Origin of the sequence: Citrobacter sp. CK185, assembly GCF_030333565.1 — a bacterium.
GTDB classification, from domain to species: domain Bacteria; phylum Pseudomonadota; class Gammaproteobacteria; order Enterobacterales; family Enterobacteriaceae; genus Citrobacter_B; species Citrobacter_B koseri.
Window position 1 is genome coordinate 107,484 of the sequence record NZ_JAOWFR010000020.1, and the last position, 19,369, is coordinate 126,852.

At 55.0% G+C, this 19,369-nt stretch carries 17 protein-coding genes; 4 read left to right on the top strand and 13 right to left on the bottom strand.

Features of this window, described 5'->3' with window-relative positions; translation table 11 throughout:
• The first annotated feature begins 155 nt into the window (after nt 1-155).
• Nucleotides 156-2,978: an excinuclease ABC subunit UvrA gene (uvrA, locus tag OGV79_RS04940; protein ID WP_012134614.1), complete on the top strand. Its 2,823-nt coding sequence runs from the start codon at nt 156-158 to the stop codon at nt 2,976-2,978.
• 95 nt (nt 2,979-3,073) lie between these two features.
• On the opposite strand, the gene OGV79_RS04945 is transcribed toward uvrA, so the two are convergent.
• From OGV79_RS04945 to dnaB, 5 genes are all read right to left on the bottom strand, one after another.
• Nucleotides 3,074-3,430 (bottom strand): MmcQ/YjbR family DNA-binding protein, encoded by a 357-nt coding sequence (locus OGV79_RS04945; RefSeq protein ID WP_012134615.1) that lies wholly within the window; start codon nt 3,428-3,430, stop codon nt 3,074-3,076.
• Nucleotides 3,431-3,679: 249 nt separating this feature from the next.
• Nucleotides 3,680-4,393 carry an acid phosphatase AphA gene (aphA, locus tag OGV79_RS04950; protein ID WP_012134616.1) on the bottom strand — a complete coding sequence of 238 codons (714 nt, stop codon included), beginning with the start codon at nt 4,391-4,393 and terminating at the stop codon, nt 3,680-3,682.
• 306 nt (nt 4,394-4,699) lie between these two features.
• Nucleotides 4,700-5,893, bottom strand: coding sequence for an aromatic amino acid transaminase (tyrB, locus tag OGV79_RS04955; RefSeq protein WP_071257673.1), 1,194 nt, complete (start codon nt 5,891-5,893; stop codon nt 4,700-4,702).
• 148 nt (nt 5,894-6,041) lie between these two features.
• Nucleotides 6,042-7,121, bottom strand: coding sequence for an alanine racemase (gene alr / locus OGV79_RS04960; protein ID WP_049011986.1), 1,080 nt, complete (start codon nt 7,119-7,121; stop codon nt 6,042-6,044).
• Between the two features lie 118 nt (nt 7,122-7,239).
• On the bottom strand, nt 7,240-8,655 hold the full coding sequence (gene dnaB, locus OGV79_RS04965; RefSeq protein ID WP_012134629.1) for a replicative DNA helicase: 1,416 nt from the start codon (nt 8,653-8,655) through the stop codon (nt 7,240-7,242).
• A gap of 81 nt (nt 8,656-8,736) precedes the next feature.
• On the opposite strand from dnaB, the gene OGV79_RS04970 reads away from it, so the two are divergent.
• The gene (locus OGV79_RS04970) at nt 8,737-9,720 is read left to right on the top strand and encodes a quinone oxidoreductase (RefSeq protein WP_012134630.1); all 984 of its coding nucleotides are present in this window, start codon (nt 8,737-8,739) and stop codon (nt 9,718-9,720) included.
• Nucleotides 9,721-9,896: 176 nt separating this feature from the next.
• Here the strand turns inward: OGV79_RS04970 and pspG are convergent, their stop codons facing one another.
• Nucleotides 9,897-10,139, bottom strand: coding sequence for an envelope stress response protein PspG (pspG, locus tag OGV79_RS04975; RefSeq protein ID WP_012134631.1), 243 nt, complete (start codon nt 10,137-10,139; stop codon nt 9,897-9,899).
• Between the two features lie 162 nt (nt 10,140-10,301).
• Complete coding sequence (gene dusA / locus OGV79_RS04980) at nt 10,302-11,297, bottom strand: tRNA dihydrouridine(20/20a) synthase DusA (RefSeq protein ID WP_110494804.1); 996 nt, start codon at nt 11,295-11,297, stop codon at nt 10,302-10,304.
• 155 nt (nt 11,298-11,452) lie between these two features.
• Here dusA and zur point away from each other — a divergent pair, with 155 nt between their 5' ends.
• On the top strand, nt 11,453-11,968 hold the full coding sequence (gene zur, locus OGV79_RS04985) for a zinc uptake transcriptional repressor Zur (RefSeq protein WP_012134638.1): 516 nt from the start codon (nt 11,453-11,455) through the stop codon (nt 11,966-11,968).
• 93 nt (nt 11,969-12,061) lie between these two features.
• Here the strand turns inward: zur and OGV79_RS04990 are convergent, their stop codons facing one another.
• From OGV79_RS04990 to OGV79_RS05005, 4 genes are all read right to left on the bottom strand, one after another.
• Complete coding sequence (locus OGV79_RS04990; protein WP_024130835.1) at nt 12,062-12,271, bottom strand: CsbD family protein; 210 nt, start codon at nt 12,269-12,271, stop codon at nt 12,062-12,064.
• Between the two features lie 137 nt (nt 12,272-12,408).
• Nucleotides 12,409-13,728 carry an MATE family efflux transporter DinF gene (dinF, locus tag OGV79_RS04995; protein ID WP_058668407.1) on the bottom strand — a complete coding sequence of 440 codons (1,320 nt, stop codon included), beginning with the start codon at nt 13,726-13,728 and terminating at the stop codon, nt 12,409-12,411.
• Between the two features lie 348 nt (nt 13,729-14,076).
• Nucleotides 14,077-14,685 carry a transcriptional repressor LexA gene (gene lexA / locus OGV79_RS05000; protein ID WP_012134642.1) on the bottom strand — a complete coding sequence of 203 codons (609 nt, stop codon included), beginning with the start codon at nt 14,683-14,685 and terminating at the stop codon, nt 14,077-14,079.
• A 123-nt stretch (nt 14,686-14,808) separates the two neighbouring features.
• Nucleotides 14,809-15,177, bottom strand: a complete 369-nt coding sequence (locus OGV79_RS05005; RefSeq protein ID WP_012134643.1) for a diacylglycerol kinase — start codon at nt 15,175-15,177, stop codon at nt 14,809-14,811.
• Nucleotides 15,178-15,347: 170 nt separating this feature from the next.
• Between OGV79_RS05005 and plsB the strand changes: the two genes are divergently transcribed.
• Nucleotides 15,348-17,768 (top strand): glycerol-3-phosphate 1-O-acyltransferase PlsB, encoded by a 2,421-nt coding sequence (plsB, locus tag OGV79_RS05010; RefSeq protein ID WP_049011993.1) that lies wholly within the window; start codon nt 15,348-15,350, stop codon nt 17,766-17,768.
• A 91-nt stretch (nt 17,769-17,859) separates the two neighbouring features.
• Here plsB and ubiA read toward each other — a convergent pair whose 3' ends face one another.
• A complete protein-coding gene (ubiA, locus tag OGV79_RS05015) occupies nt 17,860-18,729 on the bottom strand; it encodes a 4-hydroxybenzoate octaprenyltransferase (RefSeq protein ID WP_049011994.1) in 870 nt (289 codons plus the stop codon).
• A 12-nt stretch (nt 18,730-18,741) separates the two neighbouring features.
• Nucleotides 18,742-19,239 (bottom strand): chorismate lyase, encoded by a 498-nt coding sequence (gene ubiC / locus OGV79_RS05020; RefSeq protein ID WP_012134646.1) that lies wholly within the window; start codon nt 19,237-19,239, stop codon nt 18,742-18,744.
• Between the last annotated feature and the right edge of the window lie 130 nt (nt 19,240-19,369).

Below are 19,369 nucleotides of genomic sequence, written 5' to 3' on the forward strand. Positions count from 1 at the left end.
TAAACAACCTTGGGCGGACATTGTTACACAGTAGCCTGTGTTTTGCATTCCAATACTGTATATCCATTCAGGTTGAGTTGTGTCATAATTAACCGTTTGTGATCGCCGGTAGCGCCATGCGGCCGGGAAAAAGCGTTTTAATCCGGGAAAGGTGAATGGATAAGATCGAAGTTCGGGGCGCCCGCACCCATAATCTCAAAAACATCAACCTCGTCATCCCGCGCGACAAACTGATTGTCGTCACCGGGCTTTCGGGTTCTGGCAAATCCTCGCTCGCTTTTGACACCTTGTATGCCGAAGGGCAGCGTCGCTACGTTGAATCCCTTTCCGCGTATGCGCGTCAGTTTCTGTCTTTGATGGAAAAACCAGATGTCGACCATATTGAGGGGCTGTCGCCCGCTATCTCAATTGAGCAGAAATCGACATCCCATAACCCGCGCTCTACGGTAGGTACAATTACCGAAATACATGACTATCTGCGTCTGCTGTTCGCCCGCGTGGGTGAACCGCGCTGCCCGGATCATGACGTCCCGCTGGCGGCGCAAACCGTCAGCCAGATGGTAGATAACGTGCTGTCTCAGCCAGAAGGCAAACGCCTGATGCTGCTGGCGCCCATTATTAAAGAGCGCAAAGGCGAGCACGCCAAAACGCTGGAAAACCTGGCCAGCCAGGGCTACATCCGCGCCCGTATTGATGGCGAGGTCTGCGATCTCTCCGATCCGCCGAAGCTGGAGCTGCAAAAGAAACACACCATTGAGGTCGTGATCGATCGTTTCAAAGTCCGTAGCGATCTGTCCCAGCGCCTGGCGGAATCTTTTGAAACCGCGCTGGAACTCTCCGGCGGCACCGCGATCGTCGCGGATATGGACGATACGAAAGCGGAAGAGCTGCTCTTCTCCGCCAACTTCGCCTGCCCAATTTGCGGCTACAGTATGCGCGAGCTGGAACCGCGTCTGTTCTCGTTTAACAACCCGGCGGGAGCCTGCCCGACCTGTGACGGCCTCGGCGTACAGCAATATTTCGATCCCGATCGCGTGATCCAGAACCCGGAGCTTTCTCTGGCTGGCGGCGCGATTCGCGGCTGGGATCGCCGTAACTTCTATTACTTCCAGATGCTGAAATCGCTGGCGGAACACTATAAGTTCGACGTGGAAGCGCCGTGGGGAAGTCTGAGTCAGAATGTGCATAAAGTCGTTCTGTACGGTTCCGGCAAAGAGAGCATCGAGTTCAAATACATCAACGATCGTGGCGACACCTCCGTGCGTCGCCATCCGTTCGAAGGCGTGCTGCACAACATGGAGCGCCGTTACAAAGAGACGGAGTCCAGCGCGGTACGTGAAGAGTTAGCTAAATTCATCAGCAACCGTCCGTGCGCCAGCTGTGAAGGCACGCGTCTGCGCCGTGAAGCACGTCATGTCTTCGTCGAGAATACTCCGCTGCCTGCGATCTCCGACATGAGCATCGGCCATGCGATGGACTTCTTCAACAATCTCAAGCTCGCAGGCCAGCGTGCAAAGATTGCGGAGAAGATCCTCAAGGAGATTGGCGACCGCCTCAAGTTCCTGGTAAACGTCGGCCTCAACTACCTGACGCTGTCCCGTTCGGCAGAGACCTTGTCCGGCGGCGAAGCCCAGCGTATCCGTCTGGCCAGCCAGATTGGCGCGGGGCTGGTAGGCGTGATGTATGTGCTGGATGAGCCGTCTATCGGTCTCCATCAGCGCGATAACGAACGTTTGCTGGGAACGCTGATTCACCTGCGTAATCTCGGCAATACCGTGATTGTGGTGGAGCATGACGAAGACGCCATCCGCGCCGCCGACCATGTGATCGATATCGGCCCCGGCGCTGGCGTACACGGCGGTCAGGTCGTGGCCGAAGGGCCGCTGGAGGCGATTATGGCGGTGCCGGAATCCCTCACCGGCCAGTACATGAGCGGCAAACGCAAGATTGAAGTGCCGAAACAGCGCGTTCCCGCGAACCCGGAGAAAGTGCTGAAGCTGACCGGCGCGCGCGGCAACAACCTGAAAGACGTCACCCTGACGCTGCCGGTTGGCCTGTTTACCTGTATCACCGGCGTATCCGGGTCGGGTAAGTCTACGCTTATCAACGACACACTGTTCCCGATTGCCCAGCGCCAGTTAAACGGGGCGACCATTGCGGAACCTGCGCCGTATCGTGATATTCAGGGGCTGGAGCATTTCGACAAAGTCATCGACATCGACCAGAGTCCGATTGGCCGTACGCCGCGCTCTAACCCGGCAACGTATACCGGCGTGTTTACGCCCGTACGTGAGCTGTTCGCTGGCGTGCCGGAATCACGCTCACGCGGCTATACGCCGGGACGTTTCAGCTTTAACGTGCGCGGCGGGCGTTGCGAAGCCTGTCAGGGCGACGGCGTCATCAAGGTTGAAATGCACTTCCTGCCGGATATTTACGTACCGTGCGACCAGTGCAAAGGCAAGCGCTATAACCGCGAAACGCTGGAGATTAAGTACAAGGGCAAGACTATCCACGAAGTGCTGGATATGACCATCGAAGAAGCGCGCGAATTTTTTGACGCCGTTCCGGCGCTGGCGCGTAAGCTGCAAACGTTGATGGACGTGGGTCTGACCTACATCCGTCTCGGTCAGTCCGCCACCACGCTCTCCGGCGGTGAAGCACAGCGCGTGAAGCTGGCGCGTGAATTGTCGAAACGCGGCACCGGGCAGACGCTGTACATTCTGGATGAACCGACCACCGGTCTGCATTTTGCCGATATTCAGCAACTGCTGGACGTGCTGCACCAGTTGCGCGATCAGGGCAACACCATTGTGGTGATTGAGCACAACCTGGACGTCATTAAGACGGCGGACTGGATTGTCGATCTCGGCCCGGAAGGCGGCAGCGGCGGCGGCGAAATTCTTGTTTCCGGGACGCCGGAAACGGTCGCAGAGTGTGAAGCGTCACATACTGCCCGTTTCCTCAAGCCAATGCTGTAATAATGCCCGATGGCGCTGCGCTTATCGGGCCTACAGAATATGCGTAATAGTTTGTAGGCTCGATAAGGCGCTTGCGCCGCATCCGGCAAAACGGCTCACGGCTGCACCAACAGCTTACGCTTGTCCTCCGGCAGGGTACTTACCGCCAGTTGATAAGAGGCATCCACCAGATAATAGATTTGCGAATCCGGTAGCGAACCATCCAGGTAGACGGTGCTCCAGTGCGCTTTATTAAGATGTCGGCTTGGTCGCACATCGCTGTGTTGCTGGCGCAGCAACTCCGCCAGTTCAGGGCTGGTTTTCAAAGATACCGCCGGGCGATTTTCCACCTCTTTCACCATGGCAAAAAGCACATCTTCAACCTTGATTTGTGTGGCTTTCCAGTCACTGTGAACGCTCTGTTCCGCGCCTGTTTTTGCCATGCAATATTGCAGTAACTCCGAATTGGTCATCTTCTTATTCCCCTTTTAAGCATATTGCCCCACTGAGAACGTCTCTTACTCAGTTTGCAGCAAGTCCGCCAAAGGTAAAAGCCAGCAGCTCAATTTTGTTCAAAAAAACAGCGATTGAGAATCTTGCCGGATGATGTCACTGTAGGCCGGATAAGGTGCCTGCACCGCCATCCGGCACCCGTGCCGCTTATTGCCTGATGGCGACGCTAATGCGTTTTATCAGTCCTGGGGCAAAAGGTTCCGCCGGTTTTAATATTCCGAGTTCACAATCACCTCTTCCCCAAACGCGCCGGCCTGCGGCAACGGTTTATAGGTAGAGTTGGAGGCGCGCAGGATGCGGATGCCACGAATGCCCGCGTCACGGGCTGCCGTAATGTCATTGTCGGAGTCGCCGTAGAAGATGCGGATATTTTTCTCCTGTAGCCACTGCGTTTTGGTGTTCTGGCCCGGCTTGTCGCCTGCAAAAATCACAGGATTCATATTGGCTGCGGGAATGTGGAAATCATCAGCCAGCGTTTTCGAGACGGTTTCGGTTTTCGTCTGGCTCCGCCCCGTGACAAAAAAGATGCTGTCGCCACGCCGGACGTGCATATCAATAAGCAGACGCGCCACCTCTTTCGGAATGCTGAACTCATCCCAGCCGTTGTTCATCTTCTCCCAGAATGCCGGATTTTTCAGATAATCCTCGCTTTCTGGCGAATAGACTTTTTTGCCGCGCCAGAAGCCAGGGCTGGAAAACAGCACGGTGTCATCAATATCAAACCCGACAGCAATGGGAGGACGACCCGCCAGGCTATTTTCGATCTGCGCGACAGAGACCCAGTGGATGGGAGATTGCTCGGCGAGTTTCGCAACGTTGGTGCCAGGATTTAGCGGCGACGGCGAGGACGCCAGGGCGATTGCTGAATTATTTAACGTGAAAAGTAAACAAAAGGCGCTCAAGGCCAGGGTTATCTTGCGCATATTTTTCCCTAAATAGTCAGTTAGTTATGATTTTTAATTATATTGACTGGTCAAAAAACTCTCTGACCATAACCCCAGCGGCAGGTGAAAGGAAGAATTTTCTGCGGTTTTGTTACAGAAAAAGAGGATGATCACATATGAATGGAGGGGCAGCGCTGCTCGCCCGGTGGCGCTACCGCTTACCGGGCCTACGAGTTGCTTTGTAGGCCGGATAAGGCAACGCCGCCATCCGGCAGGTCGCCCCCGGGCCTACGGGCTGCTTTGTAGGCCGGATAAGGCAACGCCGCCATCCGGCAACACAATCACTTACATCACCGCAGCAAACGCCTTCGCCACGCGCTGGACATTGCCGGAATTCAGACCCGCCACGCACATGCGTCCGCTGGCGATCAGGTAGACGCCGAACTCATCACGCAGACGGTCCACCTGTGCAGCGCTCAGGCCGGTATAGCTGAACATGCCGCGCTGTTGCAGCAGATAATCAAAGTTACGGCCCGGTATCTCGGCATTCAGGACATTCACCAGTTCCTGACGCATCGCCAGGATACGCGTACGCATTGCTTCCACTTCCGCCAGCCAGCTGGCTTTTAGCGCCTCATCGTTCAGTACGGCGGCAACCACCTGCGCGCCAAAATTCGGCGGGCTGGAGTAGTTACGGCGCACGGTGGCTTTGAGCTGACCCAACACGCGGCCTGCGGCCTCAGCGTCTTCACAGACCACCGAAAGCCCGCCCACACGTTCGCCATACAGCGAGAAGATCTTCGAGAAAGAGTTACTGACCAGCGCGGGTAATCCGGCGCTGGCAATGGCGCGAATCGCGTAGGCATCATCTTCCATACCGGCGCCAAATCCCTGATAGGCAATGTCGAGGAACGGAATCAACTCGCGCGCTTTCAGGATCTCAATAACCGCATCCCACTGCGAATGGGTTAAATCAGCACCGGTCGGGTTATGGCAGCACGGATGCAGCAGCACAATGCTGCGAGCAGGCAAGGTGTTGAGGGTCGCCAGCAAGTCGTTGAAACGTACGCCGTTAGTGGCGTTGTCATACCAGGGGTAAGTACTTACTTCGAAACCAGCGCCTTCAAAAATTGCGATGTGGTTTTCCCAGGTCGGGTCACTGACCCACACGGCGGATTCAGGAAAATAACGTTTCAGGAAATCCGCCCCTACCTTCAGCGCGCCGGAACCGCCCAGCGTCTGAATTGTCGCCACGCGTTGCTGCTGAAGAACCGGATGATCGGCGCCAAACAGCAACGGCGCAATGGTATGGCGATAGGTATTGAGACCTTCCATTGGCAGGTACAGCGACGCGCCGTGCGGCTGCGCATTAATCCGGGCTTCCGCTTCGGCAACGGCTTTAAGCTGAGGAATGATGCCCTCTTCGTTGTAATACAGACCGATGCTGAGATTCACTTTGTCGCTACGCGAATCCTCTTTGAAACGCTCCATAAGCGAAAGAATCGGGTCGCCAGCGTAGGCGTCAACTTTTTGAAACACGCTGTGGTTCTCCAGGTTTACAGGCAGGGGGTTAAAACACAATAAACCGGAAGCGAGAGAAGATCGAGAGGATGTTGATGTGAATATCGCCGGATGGCGGGGTATCCGCCTTATCCGGCCTGGGATCAATGCGCCACCCGGCACGCATTTAATCGATGTACTTCATCGCAACCCTTGATGTCAGGCGCGTGATAAGTTCGTAAGCACTCACTTTTGTTATTTCCGCAATGCGCTCAACGGGCAGGCCTTCCCCCCACAAAATGACCGGATCGCCTGCTTTGTCCTGCGCCTGAGGGCCTAAATCGACGCAGATCATGTCCATCGCCACGCGACCGACAATCGTCACTTCCCGACCGTTAACCAGCACCGGCGTACCGGATGGCGCCGCACGCGGATAACCATCGCCATAGCCCATAGCAACCACGCCCAGACACGTATCACGCTCGCTGATCCATGTGCCGCCGTAACCCACCGGTTCGCCCGCTTTATGCTCGCGAACGGCAATGAGGCTGGAGATTAGCGACATGACCGGCTGACAGCCAAAATCTTCGCCAGTGGACTGATTTTCCAGCGGCGAGACGCCGTAGAGGATGATGCCCGGTCGCGCCCAGTCAAAATGAGACTGCGGCCACAACAGGATGCCGCCGGAAGCGGCGATGGAACGTTGCCCCGGTTTACCTTCGCAGAAGGTATTAAAAATATCGAGTTGCTGCTCGGTCGCACCGCATTCCGGCTCATCGGCGCGGGCGAAATGGCTGACGATATTTACCGGCTGGCGCACGTTTTTACACTGCGTAAGCCGTTGATAAAACGCTTCGGCTTTTTCAGGACGCACGCCCAGACGATGCATTCCCGTATCCAGTTTCATCCACACCGTTACCGGCTCATCCAGCCCGGCGGCTTCCAGCGCGGCAAGCTGTTCTTCGTTATGCACGGCGGTATGCAGATGCTGTGCAGAGATGACTGGCAGATCGGTGGCTTCAAAAAAACCTTCCAGCAACAGAATGGGCTGCGTGATCCCGCCCGCCCGCAGGCGCAGGGCTTCTTCAAGGCGGGCGACGCCGAAAGCGTCGGCATCAGGGAGCGTTCGCGCGGTCTCCAGAAGACCGTGTCCGTAAGCGTTCGCTTTCACGACCGCAACCAGCTTGCTGGCAGGCGCCAGTTCACGCAGACGTTGCAGATTGTGTCGCAGAGCGCGGCGGTTAATGACTACAGTTGCCGCTTGCATTTGAATTCCTTATAAAAAGAATCGCCAAAATCATTCGCGTTGCAGGACAAAACGCGCAGTCCCCGAAGGGGTAAGCGGGCGCAGTCAACGCATCTGCGGCGTGAATGATGAAGGAGATTTACTCGTCGTCGTATTGCGGTCCCGCATAGTTATCGAAACGCGACCATTGCCCGTTAAACGTCAGACGTACCGTACCGATTGGGCCGTTACGTTGTTTACCAATAATAATTTCTGCGATGCCTTTTAAGTCGCTGTTTTCGTGATAAACCTCGTCACGATAGATAAACATGATCAAGTCGGCATCCTGCTCGATGGAGCCGGATTCACGCAGATCCGAGTTGACCGGGCGTTTATCGGCGCGTTGTTCCAGAGAGCGGTTAAGCTGCGACAGCGCCACCACCGGCACCTGTAGCTCTTTTGCCAGCGCTTTCAGCGAGCGAGAGATTTCCGCGATTTCCAGCGTACGGTTATCGGAGAGCGACGGCACGCGCATCAGTTGCAGGTAGTCAATCATGATCAGGCTTAACCCGCCATGTTCACGGTAGATACGACGGGCGCGCGAGCGAACTTCCGTCGGCGTCAGGCCGGATGAATCGTCAATATACATATTGCGCTTCTCCAGCAGGATGCCCATCGTACCGGAAATACGCGCCCAGTCTTCGTCATCCAGCTGACCCGTACGAATGCGCGTCTGGTCCACGCGCGACAGCGACGCCAGCATACGCATCATAATCTGTTCGCCGGGCATCTCCAGACTGAAGATCAGTACCGGTTTCTCCTGCAACATCGCGGCGTTTTCGCAGAGGTTCATCGCAAATGTCGTTTTACCCATCGACGGACGCGCCGCAACGATGATCAGATCCGAGCGCTGCAAACCGGCGGTTTTTTTGTTTAAGTCCTGATAACCGGTATCGACCCCTGTCACACCGTCATGCGGCTGCTGGAAAAGGGTTTCAATGCGCGCCACGGTCGCATCGAGGATTTGATCGATGCTTTTCGGGCCTTCGTCTTTATTGGCGCGGTTTTCCGCAATCTGGAAAACGCGAGATTCCGCGAGATCCAGCAGCTCGTCGCTGTTGCGCCCCTGCGGATCGTAACCCGCATCGGCAATTTCATGGGCGACGGAAATCATATCGCGAACAACGGCACGTTCGCGGACAATATCCGCATAAGCGCTAATGTTCGCCGCACTTGGCGTATTTTTGGATAACTCCGCCAGGTAAGCAAAACCGCCAACGCTGTCCAGTTGCCCCTGAATTTCCAGCGACTCCGCCAGCGTGATTAGGTCAATGGGTTTCCCCATCTCCTGCAAACGGTGCATTTCGGTAAAAATATGCCGGTGCGGCCGGGTATAAAAGTCATCCGCCACTACGCGTTCGGCGACATCGTCCCAGCGTTCGTTATCCAGCATTAAACCGCCCAACACCGACTGTTCCGCTTCAATCGAGTGCGGCGGTACTTTCAGCCCGTCAACCTGCAAATCACGGTCACGCGCATCAGTCTGTTGTTTGTTGAAGGGTTTATTTCCTGCCATAGTGAATGGAGTTACCGAGATAAAGAATGGGTCGAAACTTTACCATATAAGTGGACCCTTACGATACGTTCTGGAGGAAGCATGGCAACACGAATTGAATTTCACAAGCACGGTGGCCCTGACGTCCTGAAAGCAGTGGACTTTACCCCTGTAGACCCGGCGGAAAACGAAATCCAGGTCGAAAATAAAGCGATTGGCATCAACTACATTGATACCTATATTCGCAGTGGGCTCTATCCACCGCCATCCCTGCCCAGCGGGTTGGGCACCGAAGCGGCGGGCGTGGTGAGTAAAGTCGGCAGCAACGTTAAACATATTAAAGCGGGCGACCGCGTCGTTTATGCCCAGTCTGCGCTCGGGGCTTACAGTTCGGTACACAATGTTCCCGCCGATAAGGCCGCCATTCTCCCTAAAGCGATCTCTTTCGAGCAGGCTGCCGCCTCTTTTCTGAAAGGATTAACGGTCTTTTATCTGCTGCGCAAAACCTATGAGGTTAAACCCGACGAACCGTTTTTGTTCCATGCCGCCGCCGGGGGCGTGGGCCTTATCGCCTGCCAGTGGGCTAAAGCGTTGGGCGCAAAACTTATTGGCACGGTAGGCAGCGCGCAGAAAGCGCAAATTGCCTTACAGGCTGGCGCATGGAAAGTGATTAACTATCGTGAAGAAAATATCGCTGAACGGGTGAAAGAGATTACCGGCGGCAAAAAAGTACGGGTGGTTTACGATTCAGTCGGGAAAGATACCTGGGAAGCGTCGCTGGATTGCCTGCAACGCCGGGGGCTGATGGTGAGTTTTGGTAACGCTTCCGGCCCGGTGACCGGCGTTAACTTAGGCATCCTGAACCAAAAAGGCTCACTGTACGTCACTCGCCCTTCTCTTCAGGGTTACATCACCAGTCGCGATGAATTGACCGAAGCCAGCAACGAGCTGTTTTCACTGATTGCCAGCGGCGTGATAAAAGTCGAGGTCGCGGAGAATCAGAAATACGCGTTGAAAGATGCGCAGCGCGCGCATGAGGTGCTGGAAAGCCGGGCAACGCAGGGATCGAGCCTGCTCATTCCGTAGTATGACGGGGAAAAGAATTAGGGCTTCCACACGGGAAGCCCTTTCTTTTTTAGTTCGGCTGTATGTAGGGTACAGCTCGATGAATTCATTAGCCGCGCAATAGTGACAGATTTGATAATCAATTCCTATTTGCTTCTAAGAAGAAAGTTACAGGTTGTGATCCTCTGCACAATACCTTAGTAAAACCGACGGTTATTGCGCTGATACTGTGGGATTTTTGGCGTTTTTACCGCTTTGATGACCCACACCACGGCAACAGCCAACAGCAACCACGGCAGCAGTTTGATCACCAACGCAAACATCCCGCCCAGGAACATCACGGCGGTCGCCACCATCAGCGCGGCCAGAATCCCCAACAATGACACGCCGGTGGCCATCAGCATGATAAAAAAGCCCATCACAAAAAGTAGTTCCAGCATGATTCCCCCTGAATATGGAATGCCCAGTGGCGTAGCGCTTTGCGGGCCGACATATTCAGACCATTACAAGAAACATGCCAAAATTAATCTATTGATTTGCAAACAAAACGCCCCGCGACTGTGCGCAGGGCGTGGTGAAATTGACTAACTTTTAGTGAGAACTTAACGCTTATCCGCCACCCGTTTCAGCGCATGTTCCAGCACGTCAATGTCGGCGCCTGCTTTATGGGCATTTTCGCTCAGATAACGGCGCCACTGGCGCGCGCCAGGAATCCCCTGAAACAGCCCCAGCATATGACGGGTAATATGCCCGAGGTATGTCCCCTGGCTCAGTTCACGCTCAATGTACGGATACATGGCGCGAACGACAGCCACAGGATCGGCATCCGCCGTGGTCGCGCCAAAGATCTCACGGTCAACGGAGGCCAGAATACCCGGGTTTTGATAGGCTTCGCGCCCGATCATCACGCCATCCATATGCTCCAGATGCGCTTTCGCCTCTTCCAGCGACGTAATACCGCCGTTGATGGACATGGTCAGATGCGGGAAGTCACGCTTTAACTGGTAAACGCGCGGGTAATCCAGCGGCGGGATCTCGCGGTTTTCCTTCGGGCTGAGCCCGGAGAGCCAGGCCTTGCGCGCGTGGATAATAAACATCTCGCATTCGCCTTTACCGGCGACCGTATTGATGAAGTCACAGAGAAATTCGTAGCTATCCTGATCGTCAATACCGATACGGGTTTTGACCGTTACCGGGATCGACACTACGTCCCGCATCGCCTTCACGCAATCCGCCACCAGTTGCGCATTTCCCATCAGACAGGCGCCAAACATGCCGTTTTGTACACGGTCAGACGGGCAGCCTACGTTAAGGTTAATTTCGTCATATCCTCGCGCCTGCGCCAGTTTCGCGCATTGCGCCAGCGCCGACGGATCGCTGCCGCCAAGCTGCAACGCCACCGGATGCTCTTCCTCGCTGTATGCCAGATAGTCGCCTTTGCCATGAATGATCGCCCCGGTAGTTACCATCTCGGTATAGAGCAACGTCTGGCGAGACAGCAGACGCAGGAAGTAGCGGCAATGTCTGTCCGTCCAGTCGAGCATCGGCGCGATAGAAAAACGATGAGCAGGAAAAGCGAACTGTGATTCTGTAGACATGGCGAAATTTTAAGCATCTGGTGAATTTGGGGCGCTACTATAGCACAGCCCACTGAAAGATTAGCTGACGATATATCGTTAGGGCTGCTTCTCGGCGTTTCACGCAGAACATGGTAAAGTAGAAGATTAACCTTTCACGCAATCCGAGGTGCCACATGGAAAAGACCACCACGCAAGAGCTTTTAGCGCAAGCTGAAAAACTCTGTGCGCAACGCAATGTGCGGCTGACACCCCAGCGCCTCGAAGTGTTGCGTCTGATGAGTCTGCAGGAAGGCGCGATCAGCGCCTATGACCTGCTGGATCTGCTGCGTGAAACGGAGCCGCAGGCCAAACCGCCGACGGTGTATCGTGCGCTCGATTTTCTGCTTGAGCAGGGTTTTGTTCACAAGGTCGAATCCACCAACAGCTACGTGCTCTGTCACCTGTTCGATCAGCCGACCCATAGCTCGGCCATGTTTATCTGCGACCGTTGTGGTGTGGTAAAAGAGGAGTGTGCTGAAGGCGTGGAAGACATTATGCATACGCTGGCGGCAAAAATGGGGTTCGCTCTGCGCCATAACGTGATTGAAGCACACGGGTTATGCCCGGCGTGTGTGGAAGTCGAAGCCTGTCGCCACCCCGGCGAGTGCCAGCACGACCATTCTATTCTGGTGAAGAAGAAACCACGTTAAATGAATCGGGCGGCTAATCCGCAGACGCCGCCCAAAGCAAGTACGTTGAACAGAGGGGAGTACGTCCTTGTACTCACGGGCAGGAGAAGTTGATTACCAGCGGTAGTCGTTACGGTTTTCCCATTCTTTCACTTCTTTTTCCGCCTCATCTTTTGCGTAACCATAGCGTTCCTGGACTTTACCCACCAGTTGATCACGCTTACCTTCGATGACTGTCATATCGTCATCGGTCAGTTTGCCCCATTGCTCTTTCACTTTACCTTTAAACTGTTTCCAGTTGCCGCCGATTTCGTCTTTATTCATCATCAAGTCCTCATCGTTCGGTTGTGAATAGCGGGAGAACGTCGCTCAAACGCATTACGTTTTCTGCTGAACGTGAGATTAATTGTAGTCAGTGATTCGGCCTTCGTTTTTTAATTCAGAGTTTTTAACCACCGGACTCAGGCAAACCAGGTCCCTTTTCGCCAGTGTCGCCGCCAGATAAATGCCAGAGAAAGCCCACGAAGCGCCAGAAAAACGGTTAGCGCAAGCCACAGTCCGTGGTTCCCCAGCAGCGGTATCGTCAGTAGGGTGAGCGCAAACCCGGCTGCGGCGACAGCCATGCTGTTACGCATTTCAGCCGCCCGCGTCGCCCCGATAAACATACCGTCCAGCAAATAGCACCAGACGCCCACCAGCGGCAGAATCACCTGCCAGATAAGATAGCGATCGGCCAGAAGCTGAATCTGCGGCAGCGAAGTCAGCAGTGCGATGATGTACTCCCCCGCCAGCACATAAACCAGCGCAAACAGCAGCGCCACAATTCCCGACTGGCGACACGCCGCCCGCCATACGTCCAGTAGCTGGCTGCCGTCCCGCGCGCCATAAGCCTGACCCGAATGGGCTTCTACCGCATAGGCGAAGCCGTCCAGCGCATAGGCAGTAAAGGTCAGCAACGTCATAAGAACGGCATTCACCGCAATGATATCGCTTCCCATACGGGCGCCCAGTACCGTGATTGCGCCAAAACAGAGTTGCAGCAGCAGCGAACGCAGCATGATGTCGCGATTAAGCGCCAGCAAACGACGGAAGTTTCCGCGCCAGGCTTGTTTCAACATACCGGGAGAGACTCCGCGCAGATGAAGGACTTTGCGTACCATCAGCAGACCAATTAACAGCGTGGCATATTCAGCGATGACCGTCGCCATCGCAGCCCCCTGCACGTTCATGTGCAGCCCCATAACCAGCCACAGGTCGAGAACGATGTTCAGGATATTCCCGACAATCAGCAGGATAACCGGCGCACGGGCGTACTGAACGCCAAGCAGCCAACCAAGCAAAACCAGATTCGCCAGAGATGCCGGGGCACTCAGCCAGCGGATCGCCAGAAAGCGTCTTGCCTGCTCCAGCACCGCTTCGCTACCGCCAACGATATGCAATGCCAGATCGATAATCGGCGTGCGCAGCAGCGCAATCAGCGCCCCCGCGCTCAGCGCCAGGATGAGTGGTTGCACCAACGCTCTCGCCAGCGCTTGCGGATTTTTCGCGCCAAAGGCCTGCGCCGTTAACCCGGTAGTGCTCATGCGTAAGAAGAGCAACAGCATGAAAAGGAAGCTGGTTGCGGTTGCGCCAATGGCAACACCACCCAAGTAGACGGGGCTATCGAGATGACCAATAACAGCCGTATCCACCAAACCCAGTAAGGGGACGGTGATGTTGGAAAAAATCATGGGTAAGGCGAGGCGCCAGAGTGCTTTATCAGAGGATGTGAAGAAAGGCATGCAGATGAGCCTGAGAAAAAGTCAAATAAACCAATCGATTAATCGCCGGATGGCGGCATAAATGCCTTATCCGGCCTACGGTACTACGGACACATTTGCCGGATGGCGGCATAAATGCCTTATCCGGCCTACGGTACTACGGGTACATTTGCTGGATGGCGGCGTAAACGCCTTATCCGGCCTACGGTACTACGGGTACATTTGCCGGATGGCGGCATAAACGCCGTATCCGGCCTACGGTACTATGGGCACATTTGCCGGATAGCGGCGTAAATGCCTTATCCGGCCTACGGGGATATTTGTAGGCCTGATAAGCGCAGCGCCATCAGGCGTTGTGCCAGCGCCTGATTACAGCCATTCACCGTTACGGATAACGCCTACCGCCAGTCCTTCGATGGTGAAGCTCTGCTCACGCAGGTCAACCACGATCGGTTTAAATTCGCTGTTTTCTGGCAAAAGTTCAACTTTATTGCCCTGTTTTTTCAGGCGTTTTACCGTGACTTCATCGTCAATACGCGCCACAACCACCTGGCCGTTACGGACATCCTGAGTTTTATGCACCGCCAGCAGATCGCCGTCCATAATTCCGATATCTTTCATCGACATGCCGCTAACACGCAGCAGAAAATCAGCATTGGGTTTAAACAGCGAAGGATCGACCTGATAATGGCCTTCGATATGCTGCTGCGCCAGCAGCGGTTCACCGGCGGCGACGCGACCGACCAGCGGCAACCCTTCTTCTTCGTCCAGAAGCAGGCGAATACCGCGCGATGCGCCGGAAACAATTTCAATCACCCCTTTACGCGCCAGCGCTTTCAGGTGTTCTTCAGCGGCGTTTGGGGAACGGAACCCCAAACGCTGCGCGATCTCCGCACGCGTTGGTGGCATACCTGTCTGGCTGATGTGATCCCGAATGAGATCAAACACCTCTTGCTGCCTGGCCGTTAACGCTTTCATTCCGCCCCCTGGGTGTATATACAGTTATGCTGTGAGTATATACAGCTAAAGGTGATTTTGGAACCATAAACTGCGCAGAAAACAGGAGTTTTATACCGTTATGGAATCTTTATCGAAAAAACCTTAGCGGAAATGTGACCATAGCAGGAGACCCCAGGTCATCAGCGCGACGAAAATAGACAGTAGCACCGCCGCAGACCCCATGTCCTTCGCGCGACCGGAGAGTTCATGGTATTCAGAGCCAATACGGTCAACAACAGCTTCAATGGCGCTGTTAAGGATTTCAACAATCATCACCAGCATCACAGAACCAATCAGCAGTACGCGAGTAATGGCATCCACATCCAGCCAGCAGGCAATCAGCACACCTGCCAGCACGGCGATGCTTTCCTGGCGAAACGCCGCTTCGTTGACCCATGCGGCGCGAAAACCTTTCCAGGAATAGCCTGCGGCTTTAATGATTCGGGTGAATCCAGTGGTATTATTGGCCATTAAAAGAACCTTTTTGCATTATTAGCGTCAATGAAATTATATCGTTGGCCCGTATGATTCGGGCGACGGCAACGCAGCGCGAAGTATGACGGGATACACCAGAAATTCACCAGACTTTCTGATATCCTTGCAGCGCATTTGCATTATTAACCAGAGGCTTTACATCGTTTATGTCCGGCTGGCCACGAATTTACTACAAATTACTGAATTTACCATTAAGCGTGCTGGTAAAAAGCAAGTCTATTCCGGCAGATCCTGCCCCGGAGTTGGGGCTTGATACATCGCGCCCTATTATGTACGTATTGCCGTACAACTCCAAAGCAGACCTGCTGACGCTGCGCGCCCAGTGTCTGGCGCACGATCTTCCCGACCCGCTGGAGCCGCTGGAGATCGACGGAACGCTGCTGCCGCGTTATGTCTTTATTCACGGCGGGCCGCGTGTCTTCACCTATTACACGCCAAAAGAAGAGTCCATTAAGCTTTTCCACAACTATCTCGATCTCCACCGCAGCAATCCCGATCTGGATGTGCAAATGGTGCCGGTATCGGTGATGTTTGGCCGCTCTCCGGGGCGCGAAAAAGGAGAAGAGAACCCGCCTTTACGTATGCTGAACGGCGTGCAGAAATTCTTTGCCGTCTCCTGGCTGGGACGCGACAGCTTTGTTCGTTTCTCGCCGTCCGTGTCTTTGCGTCGGATGGCTGACGAACACGGCACTGACAAGACAATAGCGCAGAAACTGGCGCGCGTGGCGCGTATGCACTTCGCCCGTCAACGTCTGGCGGCGGTCGGGCCGCGTCTGCCTGCCCGTCAGGATCTGTTTAACAAGCTGCTGGCTTCAAAAGCCATCGCTCGCGCCGTGGAAGATGAAGCGCGCAGCAAAAAAATCTCCCATGAAAAGGCGCAGCAAAACGCCATTGCACTGATGGAAGAGATTGCCGCCAACTTCTCCTACGAGATGATCCGTCTGACCGACCGTATTCTGGGCTTTACCTGGAACCGTCTTTATCAGGGGATTAACGTCCATAACGCCGAGCGCGTTCGCCAGTTGGCGCACGACGGGCATGAAATTGTCTATGTGCCCTGCCACCGCAGCCATATGGACTATATGCTGCTTTCCTACGTGCTGTATCACCAGGGGCTGGTGCCGCCGCATATCGCTGCGGGCATCAACCTGAACTTCTGGCCGGCGGGTCCGATTTTCCGCCGTTTGGGCGCGTTCTTTATTCGTCGTACCTTCAAGGGCAACAAGCTCTACTCCACCGTATTCCGTGAATACCTGGGCGAGCTGTTCAGCCGTGGTTACTCGGTCGAATATTTTGTCGAAGGCGGTCGCTCGCGTACCGGTCGTCTGCTCGACCCGAAAACCGGCACGCTGTCGATGACCATTCAGGCGATGTTGCGCGGCGGCACGCGTCCTATCACGCTGGTGCCGATCTACATCGGCTATGAGCATGTGATGGAAGTGGGTACTTACGCCAAAGAGCTGCGTGGCGCGACGAAAGAAAAAGAGAGCCTGCCACAGATGCTGCGCGGCTTAAGCAAGCTGCGTAATCTGGGCCAGGGCTACGTCAACTTTGGCGAACCGATGCCATTGATGACTTACCTCAACCAGCATGTGCCGGAGTGGCGTGAATCCATTGATCCTATCGAGTCTATCCGCCCGGCCTGGCTGACGCCGACGGTGAATAACATTGCCGCCGATCTGATGGTGCGCATTAACAACGCCGGTGCCGCCAACGCCATGAACCTGTGCTGCACCGCGCTGCTGGCTTCCCGCCAGCGCTCTCTGACCCGTGAGCAGCTGACTGAACAGCTCGACTGCTATCTGAGTCTGCTGCGCAACGTGCCGTACGCGGCGGATTCTACGGTTCCTGCGCAGAGCGCCAGTGAACTGATCGACCACGCCTTGCAGATGAACAAGTTTGAGGTCGAGAAAGACACTATCGGCGATATCATCATTCTGCCGCGCGAGCAGGCCGTGTTGATGACCTACTATCGCAACAACATCGCGCATATGCTGGTTCTGCCTTCCCTGATGGCGGCCATCATTACCCAGCACCGCCACATCTCGCGTGACGCGCTGATGCAGCATGTTGACGTGCTCTATCCGATGCTGAAAGCGGAACTGTTCCTGCGTTGGGAACACGATGAGCTTGCCAGCGTGATTGACGCGCTGAGCAGTGAGATGCAACGTCAGGGGCTGATCGCCGTGCAGAACGATGAGCTGCATATCAATCCGGCACATTCTCGCACGCTGCAACTGCTGGCGGCTGGCGCGCGCGAAACGCTGCAACGCTATGCCATCACCTTCTGGCTGCTGAGCGCGAATCCGTCGATCAACCGCGGTACGCTGGAAAAAGAGAGCCGCACGGTCGCGCAACGTCTTTCCGTTCTGCACGGTATTAACGCGCCGGAGTTCTTCGATAAAGCGGTGTTCAGTTCTCTGGTGCTGACTCTGCGTGATGAGAAATACATCAGCGATACCGGTGACGCCGAGCCTGAGCAGACGATGAAGGTGTATCAGATGTTGGCCGATTTGATCACGTCGGATGTGCGTCTGACCATTGAGAGCGCAACGCAGGGCGAGTGACAATAAAAAGCCGGGTGGCGGCTTCGCCCTACCCGGCCTACGTTCTGCGCAATATGTTATGTAGGCCCGGTAAGCGCTACCGGGCTTTTTTTCAGCCAACGTAACTCATCGCCAGCCCTAAAAACAGCACCAGGCCGACGTAGTTATTGTTCATAAACGCTTTAAAACAGGCTTCACGTTCGCGCCCGATAATCAGTTTCTGCTGATACACAAACAGCGCGCCGGCCACCAGCACCGACCAGTAATACCCCCAGCCCAGCCCGTTCAGCCAGCCAATCAGCGCCATTAGCGCCAGCACCGCAATCTGCAAAATCCCGATAATAAGTTTGTCATGTCGCCCGAACAGAATGGCCGTCGATTTAATGCCGATTTTCAGATCGTCGTCCCGGTCAACCATCGCATACTGCGTGTCGTAGGCCACCGCCCAGAGGATATTGGCCAGGAACATCAGCCAGCAGCTCAGCGGCACGGACTCACTCACCGCCGCAAACGCCATAGGAATAGACCAGCCGAACGCCGCGCCCAGCACAACCTGCGGCAAATGGGTGTAACGCTTCATGAAGGGATAGACCCACGCCAGCGCCAGCGCCGCAATCGACAGCAGAATGGTCATCGTATTCAGCGTTAACACCAGCAGGAAGGAGAGCGCTACCAGTACGACAAACAGCGTACGCGCCTCTTTCTCCGTGACCGCCCCGCTGGGCAACGGTCGGTTGGCCGTGCGTTTCACATGTCCATCAAACTTACGATCGGCATAATCGTTGACCACGCAACCGGCGGCGCGCATTAACCAGACCCCGGCGACAAACACCGCCAGAATCCACAGTTGCGGCACTCCCGGCGTCGCTACCCACAGCGCCCATAATGTCGGCCAGAGCAGCAGTAAGGCACCGATTGGCTTATCCGTACGCATCAGGCGGTGAAACGCCAACAGCTTATTCTGCGTCAGACTCCACTCCATTTTGTTTTCCTCTTAATACAACGGTGATGCGGGCAAAAACAGCTCGGTAAGCATCAGCGGCTTACCGCTCAGACGCAGGCGGGAACGACGCCCCCACAGTGCGGCATCACGACCAATCTCAATAAAATCTCGGGTCAACGTTGATGATGTAAACAGGTAGCGCCCTAACGGCGTTTTTCCCAGATTTTGTAAGGCCAGCTCAGGGCCGCACAACGTTGATTCAGGCACGACGGTACGCCCGGCAAGCCAGGGTTCGCCGTCTGCACATAACAAAATTTCACGTAACCAGTAGCGGGATTCGACCGGTAGCAGCGCCACCTCTTCAGCCACTTCATGTGGACCAACAAACGCTTCCCGAAGCAATGTCACGCTTACCCGTTTCCCCTCTTGCTCAAAACGTTTGGTCATGGAATCTTCCAGAAGTAACCAGTCGAGCAACCGGGAATCCAGCGCAGGAATCTCTTTAAAATAGCGCAGCGCACGCAGTTGCGTTAACGCAGGGTGTGACATGCCGTACTCTCCGTTTCATAACGTAAAGGCATTGTATCGCAGAAAAGAGATTACGGGAGGCGTAAACATAATTAAGTGATCGGTTGCGCAACAGAAGTGTAACAACTCGCATGGAATGCTAAAAAAAAGG